The following is a 17991-nucleotide window of genomic DNA, read 5'->3' as shown; positions in this document are numbered from 1 at the left end:
CAAATACATTGCAATAAGATGGGCGGGCCGCCGAAGCCGAGGAGCCGCCGCCGTGTCCGCCCGATCCGTCCATTCGATGCCCGAACTCGTCATGGCCTGGGGCCGCGGCCGGGCCGTCTCGCGTCTGACCCCGCCGCCGGTGGGCGTCCCGGGCGGTTTCCGGGCCTTCGTCGACGCCCCCACCCGCAGAATCCGGCACGTCCTGCACACCTACAGCCCTGAGTTCCTCGGACGGCTCGCCGCGGAGCAGACCGCGCCGGGCAGCCAGATCAGGCTCTCCGGCCCGACCGCGGCCCTGCGCGCCGCACTCCCTCCCGATTGGGTGTCGGACGACGCCGGCCACCTCATGACCGCATCGCTCACGCCGCATCGGGCGGAGGTGCCCGAGGGCTACCGGGTCGAGGTGACCACCGAGGGCGAACTGACCGTCGCGACGGTCCGCGACGCGAACGGCGAGGCCGCCGCGTCGGCGCGGCTCGGCCGCAGCGGCGAGTTCGGCGTCTTCGACCAGGTCCAGACCTCCCCCGCGCACCGGCGCCGCCGCCTGGGCACCGCGGTCATGCGCGCCTTGTCGAATCGGGCCCTCGAACTGGGCATGACGGTCGGCCTGCTGGTCGGCACCGACACGGGCCGGGCGCTGTACGAGACCCTCGGCTGGACCTTCCGGTCCGACTTCCCCGGCGCGTTCCGCAAGGGGGACGGCCAGGAGGTCGCGTAATTCGCTTGTCCGTACCGGCAAACGCTGTAATCGTGGGCTGCGGGAACGGGACCTGACCGGCACGCCTTCGACCGCCTCGCCGGTTCTGCGACGAGGTGGCGCCGTTCCTCCTCGGCAGCGAGCCTTGCGCGAACGCAACCCTACGACCACGGGATCACCATATGACGACCTCTCATGAAGACTGGGCCGAGTGGCTCGAGACGAACCGGGCCATGTGGGACGAGCGCGTCCCGATCCACGCCGCCAGCGAGTATTACGACCAGGACGCCTTCCGCGAGGGCAAGGACGAGATCCGCGACTTCGAGGCCGCCGAGGTCGGCGATGTCACCGGCAAACGCCTGCTCCACCTGCAATGCCACATGGGACAGGACACGCTCTCATGGGCCAGGCGCGGCGCGGCGAAGGTCGTGGGCCTCGACTTCTCCGAGCCCGCCGTGGAGGTGGCGCGGGGCCTGGCCGCGGAGATCGGTCTCGGCCCCGACCGCGCCGAGTTCGTGGCCGCGGACGTGTACGAGGCGGCCTCGGCCGTGCCGGAGGCGGACTACGACATCGTCTACACCGGCATCGGCGCGATCTGCTGGCTTCCCGACATCTGGCGCTGGGCGGAGTCGGCCGCATCGCTGGTCGCGCCGGGCGGGTTCCTCTACCTCGCCGATTTCCACCCGTTCTCGCATCTCATGGGGTGGGAGAGCGCCACCGTGATCGCGCACGACTACTTCGACACGGCTCCGAAGATCGCGGACGAGCCTGGCACCTACGTCGATTTCAACGCCCAGACGGTCAACAACCGCAGCTTCGAACGCGATCACACACTCGGCGACATCGTCAGTGCGGTCGCGGCCGCCGGTCTGCGGACCGAGTTCCTGCACGAGTTCGACATGACGCTCTTCCAGCAGAACGGGGAGTTGGAGTGCGGCGAGGACGGCTACTTCCGCGCGCCGAAGGGACGGCCGCGAGTGCCGCTCATGTTCTCGCTCAAGGCGTCGCGACCGGCCTGACCGGGACGCTCAGTGGATGACGACCAGGTCGGTCTCGCCCAGCAGCGTCGCCACCAGCGACTGCCGGTTGCCCGGCTTGATCTGCAGTGAGGCCCCGATCGTCTTGAGGCACGGCTCGATGGCCGCGGGTTCGGGGTGGACGGCCTCCAGGCTGACCAGCGGCGCCACCGGCAGCCCGGCGGAGGGGTGGGGCGTGCGGCCCCAGTCGATGAGGAACGGGATGAGGCCCCGGTGCCCGTGCTCGTAGTCGAGCGTCAGCCGCCACCTGAGATCGCCGCCCTCGGGCATGCGCCGCGACATCGCCCACGGCGTGCCGGGGTCGTACCCCTCGTCGCGCGAGGACTCCACGGCCTCGTCGATGTCCTCGACCTGGATGGACCAGGTCACCAGGCGCGACTCGGTGAGGGAGTCGATCTCGAAGGGCCGGGGCCGGGACGGGGCGGGCTGGTCGGGGTCGGGCCCGATGATCTCGAGGTAGGCGCCTTCGCCGATGCCGAGCAGATGGTTGACGGTGCCGAGACCCGGGTGTCTGCCGCCCGGGACCGGATCGATCCCGGTGAGGCGCCCGATCTCGGCGACGGTGGCGGCGAGGTCGGGCGTGGCGAGAACAAGATGGTCGACCATAGACATGCGTGCAGTCTAGTATCGGTTCATCCCATCCGTACCAACTCGACGCATGTCAGTCCTCGAAGGTCAGAACCGGCACGTCGTACAGGGCGCGGTTCTTGATCCGGCGCGCCTGCGGGGCGGTGACCTCGACGATGATCATCTCGGTGAGGAACTGGACGGTGGCGGCGAGCAGGTGGCTCGTGTAGCCGAGGGCCCCGTGCTGCCTGGTGCCGACGCTGAGGTGGACGTGCGGGGACACCGCCTGGTGCTCCTCGTCCCAGGCGAGGCTGCCCGCGCCCACGGCTTCGAGGTTGGTGAGGTGGACGGCCGACCAGACGGGGGCTTCGGGGTCTTCGGGCTTCCGGCAGGTCCCGGCGAGTTCGGCCTCGGACATCCCGGCCAGGAACAGCGGTATGTAGCCCTGGCGGATGCCGGCCTCCTCGCAGGCGCAGCGCAGTGCCTTGAAGAAGTCCTCGCCGTGCTCGAAGGTGACGGCGACGGTCCGTCCGATGTCAAGGGTGTTGAGTTTCAATGGACGCTCCCTTCAGGTGGGGAGTGCTCGGATCGCTTCGCCCGAGACGTCCCGATGTCGTTGGGCATGTCATTGGGCGCACCGTGGCCCTTCGGCCGGACATGGTCGCGAGCGGCGCTGCTCTGGCGGCGCCCGGCGCACGGCCGAGGCCCGGTTCCGGGCGCGACACGGGGGGACGGTGTGGATTCCGCGGTATCCCTGGCTTCGGGTCACCACACGCGAGTGTCGCATTCCGGTGTCCTGCAAGCATACTTCACCGGATCACGGAACAATTCCACTCAGGATCGCAGCTCAGTGGGCGTGGCGTCGAGCGGCCGTTCAAGCGCGGCGTCGTACCGGCGCCCGAGCACACGAAGGGGACTTGGGCCGAATTGGAACGCCGGCCGGGGGCGGGCCTCGAATCCCTCGAACGCCGTTGTGGACGAACCGGCGCTAGCGCTCGTCCTCGGCGCCGGGCAGGGCCTGCCCGCTCTCCCCGTGCGCGCAGGGTCCGCTCGACGCGTATTCGACGCAGCGGTCGGCCTCGGCGCTGGGACCGGTGTCGTGGAAGGCGGCGTCGACCGCGCCGCGCGGCTCGGCGTCCCGGCGCATGAAATCGCCGATCCCGTATTGGAGCAGGCGGAAGGCGTGCTCGGCGGTGGCGACCGCGCCGGGGTAGATCGCATCGATCGACTCGCCGGCGTAGATGCGGCGGACGTTGCCCTGGGCGAGGATGTACTGGACGTGCAGCAGCTGGCTGGCGACCAGGTTGGAGGTCAGCTCCGAGCCGCCCTCCGCGATCAACTGCTCGGCCAGCATGACCGAGGCCTGGCGCCGGTAGTCCATCAGGCGCAGGCTCAGACCGGGGTTCGCGCGGGCGACCCGGTGAACCTGGAGCACGAGCGGCTCGTCGCACAGCCCGGAGAGCGGCTCGCGCCGTTCGAGGGCCCGCAGGAAGTAATCGCGCATCACCGCATGCGGCGTCTCGCCCACCGCGCGGTCGCGGACCAGCCGGGCCGGCTCCTCGGTGTGCGACTTCGCTCCCCCGACGACCAGCTCCTCTTTGCTGGGGAAATAGTTGAAGACCGTGGCCTTGGACACCCCGGCCTCCGCGGCGATCTCCGCGACCGACACATTGTCGTACCCGCGCTCTTCGAACATGTCGAGTGCGGTGCTCATCAACAGGGACCAGGTGGCGCGCTTCTTGCGTTCCCGCAGGCCGAGCTCTTCTTCCATGTGAACAGTGTACCAGGTTGAAAATTCAACCGAATAAAAACTTGTACTCGGTCAAAACCTTGGCTATGGTGGATCCCATGCCAGAAACCCACCCATCCGACTCGGCCGAGGAGCCTGCGACCCCGGCAGAGTCCGGCGGCCTCATACGGCTGCTGCGCGAACACCTCCGCCCCTACCGCGGGCAACTCGCCCTCACGGTCGTCTTCCAGCTGACGCAGACGCTCGCGATGCTGTACCTGCCGACCCTGAACGCCGACCTGATCGACAACGGCGTCGTCCACGGCGACACCGGCTACGTCCTGCGCCACGGCGCCTTCATGCTCGGCGTGACGCTCATCCAGATCAGCGCCGCCGGCGCCGCGGTCCTCTTCAGCGCCCGCATCTCGATGGCCCTCGGCCGCGACCTGCGGAACGCGATCTTCGAACGAGTCCAGTCCTACTCGCAGCGCGAGGTCGACCGCTTCGGGGCGCCGTCGCTGATCACCCGCACCACCAACGACGTCCAGCAGGTCCAGCTGCTGATGGTCATGGCGCTCATGATGCTGCTGATGGCCCCGGTCATGGGCATCGGCGGGCTCGCCCTGGCGCTCGGCCAGGACGTGCCGCTGTCGGCCACGCTCCTGGTGGCCATCCCGATCATGGTCCTGGCGGTGCTCGCCATCATCCGGGCCATGATCCCCTCGGCCAGGGCGATGCAGTCGCGGATCGACTCGGTCAACCGGGTCATGCGCGAGCACATCACCGGCATCCGCGTCATCAGGGCGTTCGTGCGCGACCGCCACGAGCAGGAGCGATTCGGCGAGGCCAACGGCGACCTCATGGCCGTCGCGCTGCGCGTCGGCCGCATCCAGGCGTTCTTCGGAGCCACCGCGATGGCCGTCTCGAACCTGACCTCGATCGCGGTGGTGTGGTTCGCCGCCGGACGCATCGCCGACGGCTCGATGCAGGTCGGATCGCTCATCGCCTACCTGAGCTACGTCTCCCAGATCCTCATGGCCGTCATGATGTCCATGGGCGTGTTCATGATGGCCCCGCGCGCCAAGGTCGCGGCCGGGCGCATCCAGGAGGTCCTCGACACCGAGCCGAGCGTCGCGAACCCGCCGAACCCCGTCACCGAACTGCCCGGCCGCGGCGAACTCGAGGTCAAGGACGTGACCTTCCGCTACGAGGGCGCCGAGGAGCCGGTGCTGCGCGGCGTCGACCTCGTCGCCAGGCCCGGCGAGACCACGGCGGTGATCGGGTCGACCGGTTCGGGCAAGACCACGCTGCTGAACCTCATCCCCCGGCTGTTCGACGTGGACGGCGGGTCGGTGACGATCGACGGGGTCGACGTGCGCGAGATGGACCGGTCCCTGATCGCCTCCACCATTGGACTCATCCCCCAGCGGGCCCACCTGTTCTCGGGCACCGTGGCCTCCAACCTGCGCTACGGCGACCCCGAGGCGAGCGACGCCGAGCTGTGGCGGGCGCTGGAGATCGCCCAGGCGGCCGACTTCGTGCGGGCCATGCCCGACGGCCTGGAGACGGCCGTCGGCCAGGGCGGCTCCACCGTCTCCGGCGGCCAGCGCCAGCGACTGGCGATCGCCCGGACCCTGGTCGCCCGTCCCGAGATCTACCTGTTCGACGACTCCTTCTCCGCACTGGACACCGCCACCGACGCCGCACTGCGCCAGGCGCTGTCCTCCGAGATCGCCGACGCCGCGCTCGTGATCGTGGCCCAGCGCGTCTCGACCGTCCGCGACGCCGACCGGATCGTCGTCCTCGACGCCGGCCGAGTGGTCGGGGTCGGCACGCACGAGACGCTGCTGCGCGACAACGCGGTCTACGCCGAGATCGTCGATTCCCAGCTGACCCTCCAGGAGGCGATGTGAGCATGATGAGGCCGGGGGGCAACCCGGCGAACGCCAAGGCCGCGGACTTCCGCGGCACCGCGCTGCGGATCCTGCGCATGCTGCGCACCGACCGGCTGCGCGTGATCGGGATCGTCGTCTTCGCCGCGCTCAGCGCCGCCGCGATGCTCGCCGTCCCGCGCATCCTGGGCGATGCCACCGACCTGGTGATCCGCGGCGTCAGCGAGGACGGCGGCGTCGACTACGCGGCGCTGGCGCGCCTGCTCGGCCTCGGGGCGGCGCTGGCCGCCGGCTCGTGGCTGGTCACCGTCGGCATGGGCCGCACCATCGCGAGCCTGGCACAGCGCATGGCGTACGAGCTGCGCGAGGCCGCCGACGCGAAGGTGGCCGCGCTGCCGCTGCGCTACTTCGACTCGCGGCCGCGGGGCGAGGTGCTCTCCACGGTCACCAACGACATCGACAACCTGACCCAGACCGCCCAGCAGGTCTTCCAGCGCATGGTGTTCAGCGCGCTGATGTTCCTGGGCGTGCCGGTCATGATGCTCACGATCTCGCCCCTGCTGACCCTGCTGGTGCTCCTGACGATACCGGTGACGGTGTGGGTCGCGAAGGCCATCGGCAAGCGCGCCCAGCCGCGGTTCGGCCGCCAGTGGGCGGCCACCGGAAAGGTGAACGGCCACGCCGAGGAGATGATCACCGGGCACCAGCTGGTGACGGTGTTCGGCCGCCAGGGCGAGTCGGTGGCCGTCTTCAAGCGCCACAACGACGAGATGTACACCGCGAGCGCGGGCGCGCAGTTCCTGTCCGGTCTGATCGCCCCCGTCCTGGGCTTCCTCGGATCGCTCACCTATGTGCTGGTGGCGGTCATCGGCGGCCTGCGGGTGGCCGCGGGGGCGATCTCGATCGGCGAGATCCAGGCGTTCATCCAGTACACGATGCAGTTCTCCGGGCCGGTCAACCAGATGGCCGCGATGTCCGGCCAGATCCAGTCGGCCGTGGCCTCCGGAGAGCGGATCTTCGAACTGCTCGACGCCGACGAGCAGTCGCCCGAGCCGATCCCGGCCGCCGAGGAGCGGCCGCTGGAGACGGTGCGCGGCGAGGTGGCCTTCGAGGACGTCTCGTTCCGGTACCTCCCCGACGAACCGCTGATCGAGCACCTCTCGCTGAAGGCCGAACCGGGCCAGACGGTGGCGATCGTGGGCCCCACCGGGGCGGGCAAGACGACCCTGGTGAACCTGCTGATGCGGTTCTACGACCTGAACGCCGGACGCATCACCGTGGACGGCGTCGACACGGCGACGGTCGAGCGCGAACGGCTGCGGCGGCGCATCGGCATGGTCCTCCAGGACACGTGGCTGTTCGGCGGCACGATCGCCGAGAACATCGCCTACGGCAGGCCGGAGGCCACGCGGGACGAGGTGGTGGCGGCGGCCTCGGCGGCGCACGCCGACCACTTCATCAGGACGCTGCCGGACGGCTACGACACGGCGATCGAGACCGACGAGGGCAGCCTGAGCGCGGGCGAGCGGCAGCTGATCACCATCGCGCGGGCCTTCCTGATCGACCCGTCGATCCTGATCCTGGACGAGGCCACCAGTTCGGTGGACACCCGCACCGAGATGCTGGTGCAGCAGGGCATGGTGGCGCTCCGGCAGGGCCGCACGAGCTTCGTGATCGCCCACCGGCTGTCGACCATCCGCGACGCGGACGTGATCGTGGTGATGGAGCACGGCCAGGTGGTCGAGCAGGGCAGCCACGAAGAACTGGTGAAGGCCGGCGGCGCCTACGCCCGGCTGTACACCGCCCAGTTCTCCCAACCGGCCGTCGAGGAGCAGGAGGAGGTCCCGATCGGGTAAAAGGAAACCAGCGGAACCCAGCCGGCGCGGCCCGAGTCGACAACACCCGAGGACGACTCGGGCCGCGCGCCGCCTCAGTTGAGGATGTCGGTGGAACAGCGGCGCTTCCACCACGGCCCCGGCGGCGCGAGCGGGTTGGGGAGCGTGCGTTCGAGGAAGTGCCGGTCGATCGGGGCGAGCAGGCGACGCAGCTCCGATGCGGACTTGCGGGGTAGCCGATGAACGGCGAACTCCAGGACGTCTCTGGGCGGCGGGCCGAAATAGAGATAGTCGTACTCGAAGTGCTCGCAGGACGCGGTCAACTGGCGGTATGGACCGAACGCCCGTCGCCGCCAAGTCATGAACGCGGCCGCCACGTCCCCCGGTTCCAAACGGGGGTCATGATGTTCGAGCCGCCGCATCGCCGCGGTGAGCGAGCCGGATGCGCTCGGGATCTGGGTGACGCGTCCCGGCCGCCAGGGCCGTGGGCGCTTCGGGATGGAGGCGCGTACTCGCGCGGGCGGCCTACGCGGCATCGCCCTTTCTGTTGTCGATGATCACACCGATCATTGTGCCCCACGCCGTCCACGGTCCGGCCACCCGTGCGCGGACCGGCTGGGCGGCGGGTCTGCCGGTGTTCGCTCCCCGTCGAGGCGCTGCCGTCAGTGGCCGAGCGCCTTGCGCAGTGCCTTGACGTGCGGGTCGTCGGAGGGCGCTTCCCAGTCGTCGATGAAGACCGCGGCGGCCTCGTGGTCCTCGTGGAGCTCGTCCCGCAGTTCGCGCCATGCCCACAGGTTCGGGTGCTCGTAAGCGGTGCAGGCCTCGGCGGGCGCGAGCAGGTCGATCGCCCGGGTCAGCTCGGCTCTGGACAGGGGGAAGGAGCCCGTGGCGCCGCGGTAGCCGCAGACCGTCGCGAGCACGGCGGCGGGCAGCGGGTGCTCGCCGTCGTTGACGCGCACGAACTCGATGCCGTCAGGGCCGCCCGGCCGACCGACGCCGTAGGCGGCCGGTCGGCGCCAGTCCGGCAGCGACTCCTCGAACCGCCGCCTCGCGGCACTGATCTCCTCGACCGTCTCCCAGCGTTCACTCATCGCCTGATCAAACCATCCACAAGGAATCACGGCAAGACGAATTCCGCTGCTCAGAACAGCACGCGGAAGGTGCCGTAGGCGTGACTGATCGCGACCGCTCCGATGGCGACGGCGATCGCGGCCGCCAGGAAGAGCCAGTCGGCCCTGCTCATCCGCTGCACCCTGGCGTAGGTGCGCGGCACCTCGGAGTCGAAGCCCCTGGCGTCCATGGCGGCGGCGAGGCGCCCGGCCCGCCTCATCGCGCCCACCAGGAGCGTGAACATCGTCGAGGCGAACAGGCGCGTCCGGCGCAGCGGATTGCGGCCGCCCTCCATGCCGCGGGCGCGGCGGGCGATGACGATCTGCCGCCACTCGGCGCCCAGCAGCGGCAGCATGCGCAGCGCGGCAAGCGAACCGATGGTGAACCGCGGCGAGGTGCGCAACTGCTGGGTGAGGGCGTCGGCCAGGTCGGTCGGGTCGGTGGTGGCGAAGCCCAGCACCCCGGCCGTCGCGGCGACGCACACCCGCAGCCCGAGCGCCGCACCGTCGATCAGGGCCCCCGAGCTGAGTTCCCAAGGCCCGAGCGACAGGAGGATCGAGCCGGTCTGCTCGGCGGCGAAGACCGCGTTGCCCGCCGCGACCGCCCCGGCCGCGAGCCACAGCCAGCGCAACCGGCGCAGCAGCGGCCCCCAGTGGACGCCGCTGAACGGCGTGGCCGCGGCGAGCGCGGCAAGAAGCAGCGTCGGCGTCAGCCAGTCCGCCGCCACCAGCGCCGCGGTCGAGACGGCCACGACCGCGAACAGCTTCGCCACCGGGTTGGCGCGGGCGATCGGCGCGTCCGGTCCGCAGATCGGGGCGATGGTCAGCATCGGCTCACCCTGCCGTCTTCGAGGACGATCTCGCGGCTCGCCAGGGCCGCGGCGAAGTCGCGGTCGTGGGTGACCGCCATGAGCGCGGTGCCCTCGTCGCGGATGCCCGCGATGAGGTCGACCAGTTCGCCCCAGGTGCGCCGGTCCTGGCCGAAGGTCGGCTCGTCGAGCAGGAGCGCGCCCGGGGCGGCGGCCAGCGCCCCCGCGACCGACAGCCGCCGGGCCTCGCCGCCGGAGAGCGTGTGCGGGTTGGCCTCGGCCAGGTGCGCGAGGCGGAGGCGTTCGAGCAGTTCGGACACGCGGGCGTCGATCCGCCGCTGCGGCCATCCGGCGGCGTGCGGCGCGAAGGCGAGTTCGGATCGGACGGTGGCGGTCACGAACTGGTGCTCGGGGTCTTGGAAGACCGAGCCGACGCGGGCGGCGAGCCGGTTCGCCGGGAGGCGGTGGAGCGGCGCGCGCTCGCCGGGGACGGTCGCCTTGCCGCGGCTCGGCGCGGCCAGGCCGCCAGCCAGGAGCGCGAGCGTGGTCTTGCCCGAGCCGTTCGCGCCGGTGACGGCGAGCAGTTCGCCCGCGCGGAGCTCGAAGTCGACCCCGTCCAGGGCGGGCCGATCCGCCCCCGGGTAGGTCAGCGAGAGCGACTCGCCACGCAGTCGCGGCTCGCCGGGCACGGCATCGGGAAGGGCCGGGAGCGGCACGCCGGGGACCCAGACGCCTTGTTCGGCAAGAGTGTCGCCGTGTTCGGCGAAGACCGCTTCGGCGGGGCCGTCGGCCAGGAGGGTGCCGCCGGGTCCGAGGGCGATGACGCGGTCGACCAGGTCCAGGATGTCGGCGACGCGGTGCTCGACGACGATCAAGGTGGCGTCGGTGTCGGCCAGAGCGGTCCTCAATGAGGATCGGATCGCTTCGGCGCCTTCGGGGTCGAGGTTGGCGGTCGGCTCGTCGAGCAGGAGCAGCTCGGGCCTGCGCGCGAGGACCCCGGCGAGCGTGAGGCGCTGCTGCTCGCCGCCGGAGAGGGCGTGCGTCGGATGCCCGAGGGGGTAGGGGAATCCGACCGCGTCGAGCGCTTCGCGCACGCGCGGCCAGATCGCCTCGCGCGGCACGGCCTGGTTCTCGAGTCCGAAGGCGACGTCGTCGCCGCTGCGGGCCATGACCAGCTGCGTCTCGGGGTCTTGGAAGAGGATCCCGACGCGGCCGCGCTGGGAGGCCGCGTCGGCGCCGTCGAGCAGGACCTCGCCGGTCCGCTCCCCGGAGTCGGTGGTGAGGAGCCCGGCGAGCGCGGCGAGCAGCGTCGACTTGCCCGAGCCGGAGGGGCCGAGCAGCAGGACCCGCTCCCCCGCCTCGATGCGCAGGTCGACCTCGGCGACGGCGGGGGCGCGGCGCCCCGCGTGCCGCCACGTGAAGCCGCGGAACTCGACCGGGATCATCGGCCGGTCAGACCCTGGCCCGGTCGCGTCCGGCGGGGAACCGGTCGAGCACGCCGGTCGGGAGCATGGCCCTGACGAGGGCCTTGGAGCCGAGACCGGCGACGACGGCGCCCGAGAGCATCGCGAAGGCGATGTACGGGACCTGGAAGGCCCACAGTTCGTAGGAGGGGTAGTAGACGATGACGTCGTAGAGGGTGGCGGCGAAACCGGCGAGTGCGCCCGCGGCGAGCGCGGTCGGGGTGCCGAAGCGCCGGTAGCGTCCGGCGGCGAAGGCGAGTTCGCCGCCCGCGCCCTGGAACAGGCCCTGGTACATGATGAGGATGCCCCAGGCGGAGCCGAGGAGCAGGGAGAAGGTGGCGGCGAGGAACTCGGTGAACAGCGCGGCGCCGATGCGGCGGACGATCAGGGGGGCGAGGACGGCGGGGATGAGCCAGACGCCGTAGAGGACGCCTTTGAGCGGCAGCAGGAAGGCGAGCGCGGGTTCGAGACCGGCCCAGGCGAAGTTCCAGGCCCAGAAGACGACGCCGAAGGCGACGGCGAGGACGGCGCAGGTGACGATGTCGAGCGTGCGCCACCGGGGGTCGGCGGCGAGGGCGGGGCTGTCGGCGGTAGGCATGGGCTTGCCTTTCAAGGTGCGTGGACGCGGCGCGACAGCGGCGGACGACTTCCTACGCCGGTATTACCCGGATCAGGTGTGAGGGTCTGCGGTCGGTTCCGCACTCTCAGCCAATCGGCTCCCCTGTCAGCTTCGACGTTAACACCATGCGGGCGGTCGGTATCGCGGCTGGAGGCCGCAGTGGCGCACGGCGCCCGACTTCCGCCGGTCCGCGGGCGGACCGTAGATTGTCTCAGATGGCGACAGAGCAGGATTGGGAACTGGTCCGGCGCGTGGTGGCGGCGCTGCCGGAAGGCACCTGGACGTCGTACGGCGACCTGGCCGAGCTGATCGGCACGGGCCCGCGCCAAGTGGGCGCGTACATGCGCGACGGCGACGTGCCGCGGGCCTACCGCGTGCTCACCGCGAGCGGCAAGGTCTCCGAGGGCTTCCGCTGGTCGGACGGCCGGACGGGCGTGGACGTGCCGGATCTGCTGCGCGAGGACGGCGTGTCCGTCAGCCGCGGCGGCGTGGCCGCCCGGGACCAGCGCATGTACGTCTACGACCTGCGGCTGCTCGCGATGGAGCTCGCCGAGGGCTAGTGGAGGTCCTGGTCCGGTTCGGTCAGCTGCCAGGCACTGAACGAGACGGTCAGGCCCGCACGCGAGGGCGCGCAGCAGAACGGCCCGGCCTTCGCCTCCGCGTCGGGGTCGAACGGCGCGAGGCGCACCAGGCGCCACGGCCCGTCGCCGGCCCGGGCCCGGATGGCCACCGCGTCGGCCATGCGGCTGGCGCGGATGGTGATCTCCTTCCCGGCCCAGTCGGGCACCGCGCCGGTGGACCAGTCGGAGTAGCCGTTCGTGACCACCGCGCCGAGCTGCAGTTCGCCGTCGGCGAACTCGACGCCGGCCTTGATCCAACGCTCCTCGTCGATGCGGATCATCATGCCCGCCTGGTCGAACTGCGAGTCGAACCCGGCACTGAAGGCCACCTCGACGGCGTGCGCGCGATCCCAGTGCTCCAGCAGCTCGTGCGCGTCGTCGTTGATGTACCCGTAGGCGGTGCGCCGCCAGGCGTCGCTGCCTTCGACGGCGGTGACCAGCAGGTGATCGTCCTGCTCGACGGCGCTGACGGGCATGGTGGTCCAGGACCCGGCCTTCCACGGCACGGTCAGTGGTGTATTCGTAGTCACAGTGCCAAAGCGTAGCGGTGTCGCGGCCCGTCGTACCAATGCGGTAGAACGGTTGGCATGGCGGGAATCGGAAGCACCACGGTGAGCACGTCGCGGGACGAGGCCGAGCGGCTGCTGCGGTCGCTGGCGGGCGAGGGCGCGCGGCTGCGCGAGGACCAGTGGCGGGCGATCGAGGCGCTGTGCGACGGCTCGGGCCGCCGGGTGCTGCTGGTCCAGCGCACGGGCTTCGGGAAGTCGGCGGTGTACTTCGTGGCCACGGCGCTGCTGCGCCGCTGCGGCGCGGGCCCGACGGTGATCGTCTCGCCGCTGCTGGCGCTGATGCGCAACCAGATCGAGGCCGCCGAGCGGGCGGGCGTGCGGGCGCGCACGATCAACTCGGCGAACCTGGAGGACTGGGACGCCATCGCCGAGGCCATCGCGGCCGACGAGGTCGACGTGCTGCTCATCAGCCCCGAGCGGCTCAACAATCCGGCCTTCCGCGACTACCAGCTGCCGAAGCTGGCCGCCGGGTGCGGAATGCTCGTGGTCGACGAGGCGCACTGCATCTCCGACTGGGGCCACGACTTCCGGCCCGACTACCGGCGCATCGCCACGTTCATCGACGGCCTGCCCGAGTCGGTGCCGGTCCTGGCGACCACGGCGACGGCGAATGCGCGCGTCAGCGCCGACGTCGCCGAGCAGCTCGACAGTACCGGCATCGGCACTGCCGCGCCACGTGCGTCATCGGAGACGCTGGTGCTGCGCGGGAACCTGGACCGGGAGTCGCTGCGCCTGTCGGTCGTGGACCTGCCCGACAACGCCCACCGCATGGCCTGGCTCGACGAGCGCCTGCCGAAGCTGCCGGGGTCGGGGATCGTCTACACGCTCACCGTGGCCGCCGCCGAGGAGGTCAGCGAGTACCTCGCGGGCCGCGGCCACGCCGTGGCCTCCTACACCGGCCGCACCGACAACGCCGAGCGGCTCGAACGCGAGGAGGCGCTGCTGGGCAACGAGCTCAAGGCGCTCGTGGCCACCAGCGCGCTCGGCATGGGCTTCGACAAGCCCGACCTCGGCTTCGTGGTGCACCTGGGCGCGCCGTCCTCGCCGGTGGCCTACTACCAGCAGATCGGCCGGGCCGGGCGGGCGTGCGAGCGCGCCGAGGTGGTGCTCATGCCCGGCAGCGAGGACCGGGCTATCTGGGACTACTTCGGGTCGCTGTCGTTCCCGGCCGAGGACGCGGTGCGCCAGACGCTGCGCGTGCTGGCCGAGGAGGGCCGCCCGCTGTCGACGGCGGCGCTGGAGACGCGCGTGGACCTGCGGCGCACGCGACTGGAGATGATGCTCAAGGTCCTCGACGTCGACGGCGCGGTCCGCCGCGTCAAGGGCGGCTGGGAGGCCACCGGCCGGGAGTGGGTCTACGACGCCGAGCGCTATGCGAAGGTCACCGCGACCAGGGAGCACGAGCAGCGGCGGATGCTCGCCTACGAGGCCACGGGCCACTGCCGCCTCAAGTTCCTGCGCGGCGAGCTCGACGACGCGGGGGCCGAGCCGTGCGGGCGGTGCGACAACTGCACCGGCGAGCGCGTCGAGGCTGGCGTGTCGTCCGCAGTGGTCGGCGAGGCCGCGGCGGCGCTGTCGCGCCCGGGCGTCGCCTTCGAGGCGAAGCGGATGTGGCCCACCGGCTTGCAGGCGATCGGGATCGACCTCAAGGGCCGGATCCCGGCCGAGCGGGGCGCCGAGTCCGGCCGGGCGCTGGCCCGGCTCTCCGACATCGGCTGGGGCGGGCCGCTGCGCGAGCTGCTGTCCGACGGCGCGGACCGGCCGGTGCCGGAGGACGTGTTCGCCGCGCTGGTGAAGGTCCTGGCGGCGTGGGATTGGAGCGAGCGGCCCTCGGCGGTGGTGTCGATGGGTTCGCTGACGCGGCCAGGACTGGTGAACGGCCTGGCCGAGCGGCTCGCGACGCTGGGTCGCATGGACTGGCTCGGCCCGCTCGGGCGCGAGCCGGGCGCGGTGCCCGAGGCGCGCCGGGCGAACAGCGCGCAGCGGCTCCGGCAGGTCCTCGACGCCTTCACCGTGGACTTCGCGGTGCCGGAGGCGAGCGTGCTGCTGGTGGACGACGTGCGCGACAGCGGCTGGTCGCTGACAGTGGCGGCGGGGCGATTGCGCGAGGCGGGCGCGACGGCGGTGCATCCGCTGGTCCTGGCGCTTCAGGCGTGAGCGCGGCCCGGCCGGTGAGGGCCGGGCCGCGTCCTATGGGGTCTAGAGCGCTGCGGTCAGGGCGGCGTAGTAGCCCGATTCCTGGCCTTCGACGGTCGGGTGGAAGGACTCGACGGTTCCGGTGTAGCCGTGGAGCCAGGAGTCCTCGTCGCAGGCGACGTGGCCCTCGAAGGCCTCGCGCACGTCCACAAAGGTGAATCCGTGCTCCTCGGCCTCCGCCTCGATGACGTTCGAGAGCACGTCGGCGGCGCCGTTCATGAGCACCTGCTCGTCGGCGGTGACGTACGGGATCGACTCGCAGGGGCCTTCCCCGTTGAACAGCCGGGGATAGCCGACCACGTAGACGTCGGCGAACGGCGCCCGGTCCTCGATCTCGGTGTACACCTCGTCGAGCAGCGCGGGCAGTTCGTTCTCCATGGCGGCCACGGCGGCCTCGACTGCCGGGGTGCAGTCGTAGGTCTCGGGCTGCATGCAGGCGCCCACGGCGGGCACCCAGCCGATGTCGTTGCCGCCGATGCCGACGGTGACGAGGTCGGTGCGCCAGCTCAGGTCGCCGAGCTGGTTCGCGAGCAGGTCCTCGGTCTCCGCGCCGGAGCAGGCGGCGAAGTCGAAGTCGCCGCGGAGCTCCCCGGCGAGCAGCGACGGGTACGCCTGCTCGGAGCGCAGGCACTCCTCGTCGAGGTACGGACCGGCGCCGGTCCCCGAGGAGTAGGAATCCCCGAGGGCGACGTAGTCGGTGTCGAAGCACCACGCCTGAGCGGAGGCCGCCGGGAGCAGCAGCAGCGCCGCTCCGGCGGCCACGACCACTGTGGCCGCTCGTTTGCCTGGCCTCATATGATCTCCTTTCATGTTGCCGTGGTGGTGATTCTATTGGCAGACGGCCGAATCGGCACGTCCCGATCCGTCCGGGACATTGAGGACGCGTCGACGGTCAGAGCGCGGCGAGGAGCGCCGGTAGGTAACCGCGAGCGTGTCCGGCGCGCCCCGGGTGGTAGGAGTCGCCGACCGGATAGGTCAGGCCGTGCAGCCACGGGTCGTCGTCGCAGACGGCGTGGCCCTCGAAATCGTCGCGGACGTCGATGTAGGTGAAGCCGTGGGCGAGGGCGGCGGCCTCGATGACCTCGGAGAGCACGTCGGCGGCCCGGTTCGCCCGCCGCTGCTCGGCGACGCTGAGCAGCCCGAAGGCGTCGCAGGTGTTCTCGGCGGCGAACAGGCGCGGGTAGCCGAGCACGTAGACCTCGGCGTGCGGGGCACGGTCGCCGATCGCGGTGTAGGCGGCGTCGAGCAGATCGGGCAGCTCGTCCTCGGCGAGCCGCTCGGAACGCTCGACGTCGCCGGTGCAGTCGTGGAGGGGAACCATGCACGACACGAGGGCTTCGTTCCAGTCGATGTCGTTGCCGCCAACGGTGAGCGTCACGAGGTCGGTGCCTTCGTCGAGCGCGTCGGCCTGCTCGGCGATCAGGTCGGCGGTGTAGGCGCCGGAGCATGCCGCGAAGGTCAGCTCGGCGCCCAGCTCGGCGGCGAGGAGCGCCGGGTAGGCCAGATCCGAGCGCTTGCAGGCCGCGTCGGTGTAGGAGCCGGTGCCGGTCCCCGAGGAGTAGGAGTCGCCGAGGGCGACGTAGTCGACGGCCTCTTGGGCGCGGGCGGCGGTCGGCAGGGCGATGGACAAGGTGAGCGAGACGACGGCAAAGGTCGCTGTACGTCGCACGGTGCGCATGCGGGACTCCGTTTCGGTTCGTGGTCGACGGCGGAACCATATGCGCAAAATACGTGTCATGCGTATAAAAGTATAGAAAACATCAAGTAGTCGGATCGGGCGCCGCTAGCGCGAGGGCGGCGCGGCGGAGGTGTCCGGCTCGACCTCCCGCGGCACCGCCGCACCGACGTCGGCGGCTGCGCGGGAGCGGCTGCGGGAGCGCGAGACCGCCACGCCCAGCAGGCACAGCACGCCACCGGCGAGGGTCAGCCAGCCGGGCACCTCGTCGAGGAACACCCACGACATGAGCACCACCAGCGCCGGGACGACGTAGGTCGTGGCGCCCATCTTGCCCGCGGTGGTGAACTTCAGCGCGTACGCCCAGGTGATGAACGCGACCGCGGTGGGAAAGACGCCGAGGAAGAGGACGTGGAGCGACGCCGAGGCGGGGGCGTCGCCGAGCTCGGAGGCCAGCGCGGGCGCGAACGGCAGGCACAGCACGGCGGCGATGGCGCAGCCGAACGTCGTGAACTGGAGCGGGGAGGCGTAGCGCAGCGTCGGCTTCTGCGCCACGACGCCGATGGCGTAGGTGATGGCGGCGACCAGGCACAGGAGGACGCCGCGGACCGAGGTGGCGCCCTCGCCGGACATGGACAGGCTGACCACGAGCACGCCCGCGAAGGAGACGGCCATGCCGATGAACAGGCGCGGCGCGAAGCCCTCCTTCAGGAACCAGCCGCCGAGCAGGGCCATCAGGATCGGGCCGATGTTGACCACGAGCGCGGCGGTTCCGGCGTCGACCAGCTGCTCGCCCCAGTTGAGCGACACCATGTAGACGCCGAACCACAGCACCCCGGCGGTGACGATGCCCGGCCAGGCCCGGCGGCCGGGCAGGCCCTCGCGCCGCAGCGCCCAGAAGGCCAGCAGGATGACGGTGGCGACGCTCATGCGCCCCAAGGTGAGCGGTCCGGGGTCGAGGTACTGCCCGGCGTCGCGGATCGACACGAACGCCGATGCCCAGAACAGGACGGTGACACCGGCCGCCGCGGCTGCCCGGGCGTTGAATCGTTGGCTCATGGCGGGTCTTTCTCCATGCGGGGACGGGCGTCGGGTCGGCGCCAAACGCGACGGTAGCACCGGGGTCCCATATTCGGGAACCGGAATTCCACGGCCGTCGTCGAAGGGGTATGAC

At 71.3% G+C, this 17991-nt stretch carries 18 protein-coding genes and 1 riboswitch; of the genes, 6 read left to right on the top strand and 12 right to left on the bottom strand.

What is annotated here, in order from left to right; all coding sequences use genetic code 11:
* Positions 1-52: 52 nt before the first annotated feature.
* Complete coding sequence (locus tag H613_RS0110770; protein WP_026923800.1) at positions 53-718, top strand: GNAT family N-acetyltransferase; 666 nt, start codon at positions 53-55, stop codon at positions 716-718.
* A 161-nt stretch (positions 719-879) separates the two neighbouring features.
* Positions 880-1716: a class I SAM-dependent methyltransferase gene (locus H613_RS0110765; RefSeq protein WP_026923799.1), complete on the top strand. Its 837-nt coding sequence runs from the start codon at positions 880-882 to the stop codon at positions 1714-1716.
* Between the two features lie 9 nt (positions 1717-1725).
* Here H613_RS0110765 and H613_RS0110760 read toward each other — a convergent pair whose 3' ends face one another.
* The 3 genes from H613_RS0110760 to H613_RS25890 form a co-directional block, all read right to left on the bottom strand.
* Complete coding sequence (locus tag H613_RS0110760) at positions 1726-2346, bottom strand: VOC family protein (RefSeq protein ID WP_245598527.1); 621 nt, start codon at positions 2344-2346, stop codon at positions 1726-1728.
* 49 nt (positions 2347-2395) lie between these two features.
* A complete protein-coding gene (locus tag H613_RS0110755) occupies positions 2396-2857 on the bottom strand; it encodes a PPC domain-containing DNA-binding protein (RefSeq protein ID WP_026923797.1) in 462 nt (153 codons plus the stop codon).
* A gap of 432 nt (positions 2858-3289) precedes the next feature.
* Entirely contained in the window at positions 3290-4072 is a 783-nt protein-coding gene (locus H613_RS25890; protein ID WP_084546528.1) for a TetR/AcrR family transcriptional regulator, read from the bottom strand.
* Positions 4073-4149: 77 nt separating this feature from the next.
* Between H613_RS25890 and H613_RS0110745 the strand changes: the two genes are divergently transcribed.
* Together H613_RS0110745 and H613_RS25885 are read left to right on the top strand one after the other, a co-directional pair.
* Complete coding sequence (locus H613_RS0110745) at positions 4150-5943, top strand: ABC transporter ATP-binding protein (protein ID WP_084546540.1); 1794 nt, start codon at positions 4150-4152, stop codon at positions 5941-5943.
* Between the two features lie 5 nt (positions 5944-5948).
* The gene (locus H613_RS25885) at positions 5949-7778 is read left to right on the top strand and encodes an ABC transporter ATP-binding protein (protein ID WP_035737636.1); all 1830 of its coding nucleotides are present in this window, start codon (positions 5949-5951) and stop codon (positions 7776-7778) included.
* A gap of 74 nt (positions 7779-7852) precedes the next feature.
* On the opposite strand, the gene H613_RS0110735 is transcribed toward H613_RS25885, so the two are convergent.
* From H613_RS0110735 to H613_RS0110715, 5 genes are all read right to left on the bottom strand, one after another.
* Entirely contained in the window at positions 7853-8134 is a 282-nt protein-coding gene (locus H613_RS0110735) for a hypothetical protein (protein WP_051393228.1), read from the bottom strand.
* A gap of 285 nt (positions 8135-8419) precedes the next feature.
* Complete coding sequence (locus H613_RS25880) at positions 8420-8848, bottom strand: hypothetical protein (RefSeq protein ID WP_035737557.1); 429 nt, start codon at positions 8846-8848, stop codon at positions 8420-8422.
* Between the two features lie 50 nt (positions 8849-8898).
* On the bottom strand, positions 8899-9696 hold the full coding sequence (locus tag H613_RS0110725) for an energy-coupling factor transporter transmembrane component T family protein (protein WP_026923794.1): 798 nt from the start codon (positions 9694-9696) through the stop codon (positions 8899-8901).
* Positions 9690-11120, bottom strand: coding sequence for an ABC transporter ATP-binding protein (locus H613_RS0110720; RefSeq protein WP_026923793.1), 1431 nt, complete (start codon positions 11118-11120; stop codon positions 9690-9692). The genes H613_RS0110725 and H613_RS0110720 overlap by 7 nt, the downstream gene beginning before the upstream one ends.
* 7 nt (positions 11121-11127) lie before the next feature.
* The gene (locus tag H613_RS0110715) at positions 11128-11736 is read right to left on the bottom strand and encodes an ECF transporter S component (RefSeq protein ID WP_035737553.1); all 609 of its coding nucleotides are present in this window, start codon (positions 11734-11736) and stop codon (positions 11128-11130) included.
* 32 nt (positions 11737-11768) lie between these two features.
* Positions 11769-11871, bottom strand: a riboswitch (TPP riboswitch).
* 101 nt (positions 11872-11972) lie between these two features.
* On the opposite strand from H613_RS0110715, the gene H613_RS0110710 reads away from it, so the two are divergent.
* Entirely contained in the window at positions 11973-12317 is a 345-nt protein-coding gene (locus tag H613_RS0110710; protein WP_169731982.1) for an MGMT family protein, read from the top strand.
* Here the strand turns inward: H613_RS0110710 and H613_RS0110705 are convergent.
* Positions 12314-12907 (bottom strand): DUF1349 domain-containing protein, encoded by a 594-nt coding sequence (locus H613_RS0110705; protein ID WP_026923790.1) that lies wholly within the window; start codon positions 12905-12907, stop codon positions 12314-12316. The genes H613_RS0110710 and H613_RS0110705 overlap by 4 nt on opposite strands.
* Positions 12908-12964: 57 nt before the next feature.
* On the opposite strand from H613_RS0110705, the gene H613_RS0110700 reads away from it, so the two are divergent.
* Complete coding sequence (locus H613_RS0110700) at positions 12965-15103, top strand: RecQ family ATP-dependent DNA helicase (RefSeq protein WP_051393227.1); 2139 nt, start codon at positions 12965-12967, stop codon at positions 15101-15103.
* 42 nt (positions 15104-15145) lie between these two features.
* Here H613_RS0110700 and H613_RS0110695 read toward each other — a convergent pair whose 3' ends face one another.
* The 3 genes from H613_RS0110695 to H613_RS25875 all read right to left on the bottom strand — a co-directional run bounded on the left by H613_RS0110695 (position 15146) and on the right by H613_RS25875 (position 17876).
* Positions 15146-15937, bottom strand: a complete 792-nt coding sequence (locus tag H613_RS0110695; RefSeq protein ID WP_026923788.1) for an SGNH/GDSL hydrolase family protein — start codon at positions 15935-15937, stop codon at positions 15146-15148.
* Positions 15938-16034: 97 nt separating this feature from the next.
* Entirely contained in the window at positions 16035-16820 is a 786-nt protein-coding gene (locus H613_RS0110690) for an SGNH/GDSL hydrolase family protein (protein ID WP_026923787.1), read from the bottom strand.
* Positions 16821-16925: 105 nt separating this feature from the next.
* Entirely contained in the window at positions 16926-17876 is a 951-nt protein-coding gene (locus H613_RS25875) for a DMT family transporter (RefSeq protein ID WP_051393225.1), read from the bottom strand.
* Positions 17877-17991 lie beyond the last annotated feature (115 nt).

It is taken from the genome of Glycomyces arizonensis DSM 44726 (assembly GCF_000482705.1).
Taxonomy (GTDB): domain Bacteria; phylum Actinomycetota; class Actinomycetes; order Mycobacteriales; family Micromonosporaceae; genus Glycomyces; species Glycomyces arizonensis.
This window is presented reverse-complemented; position numbering and strand designations above follow the sequence as displayed.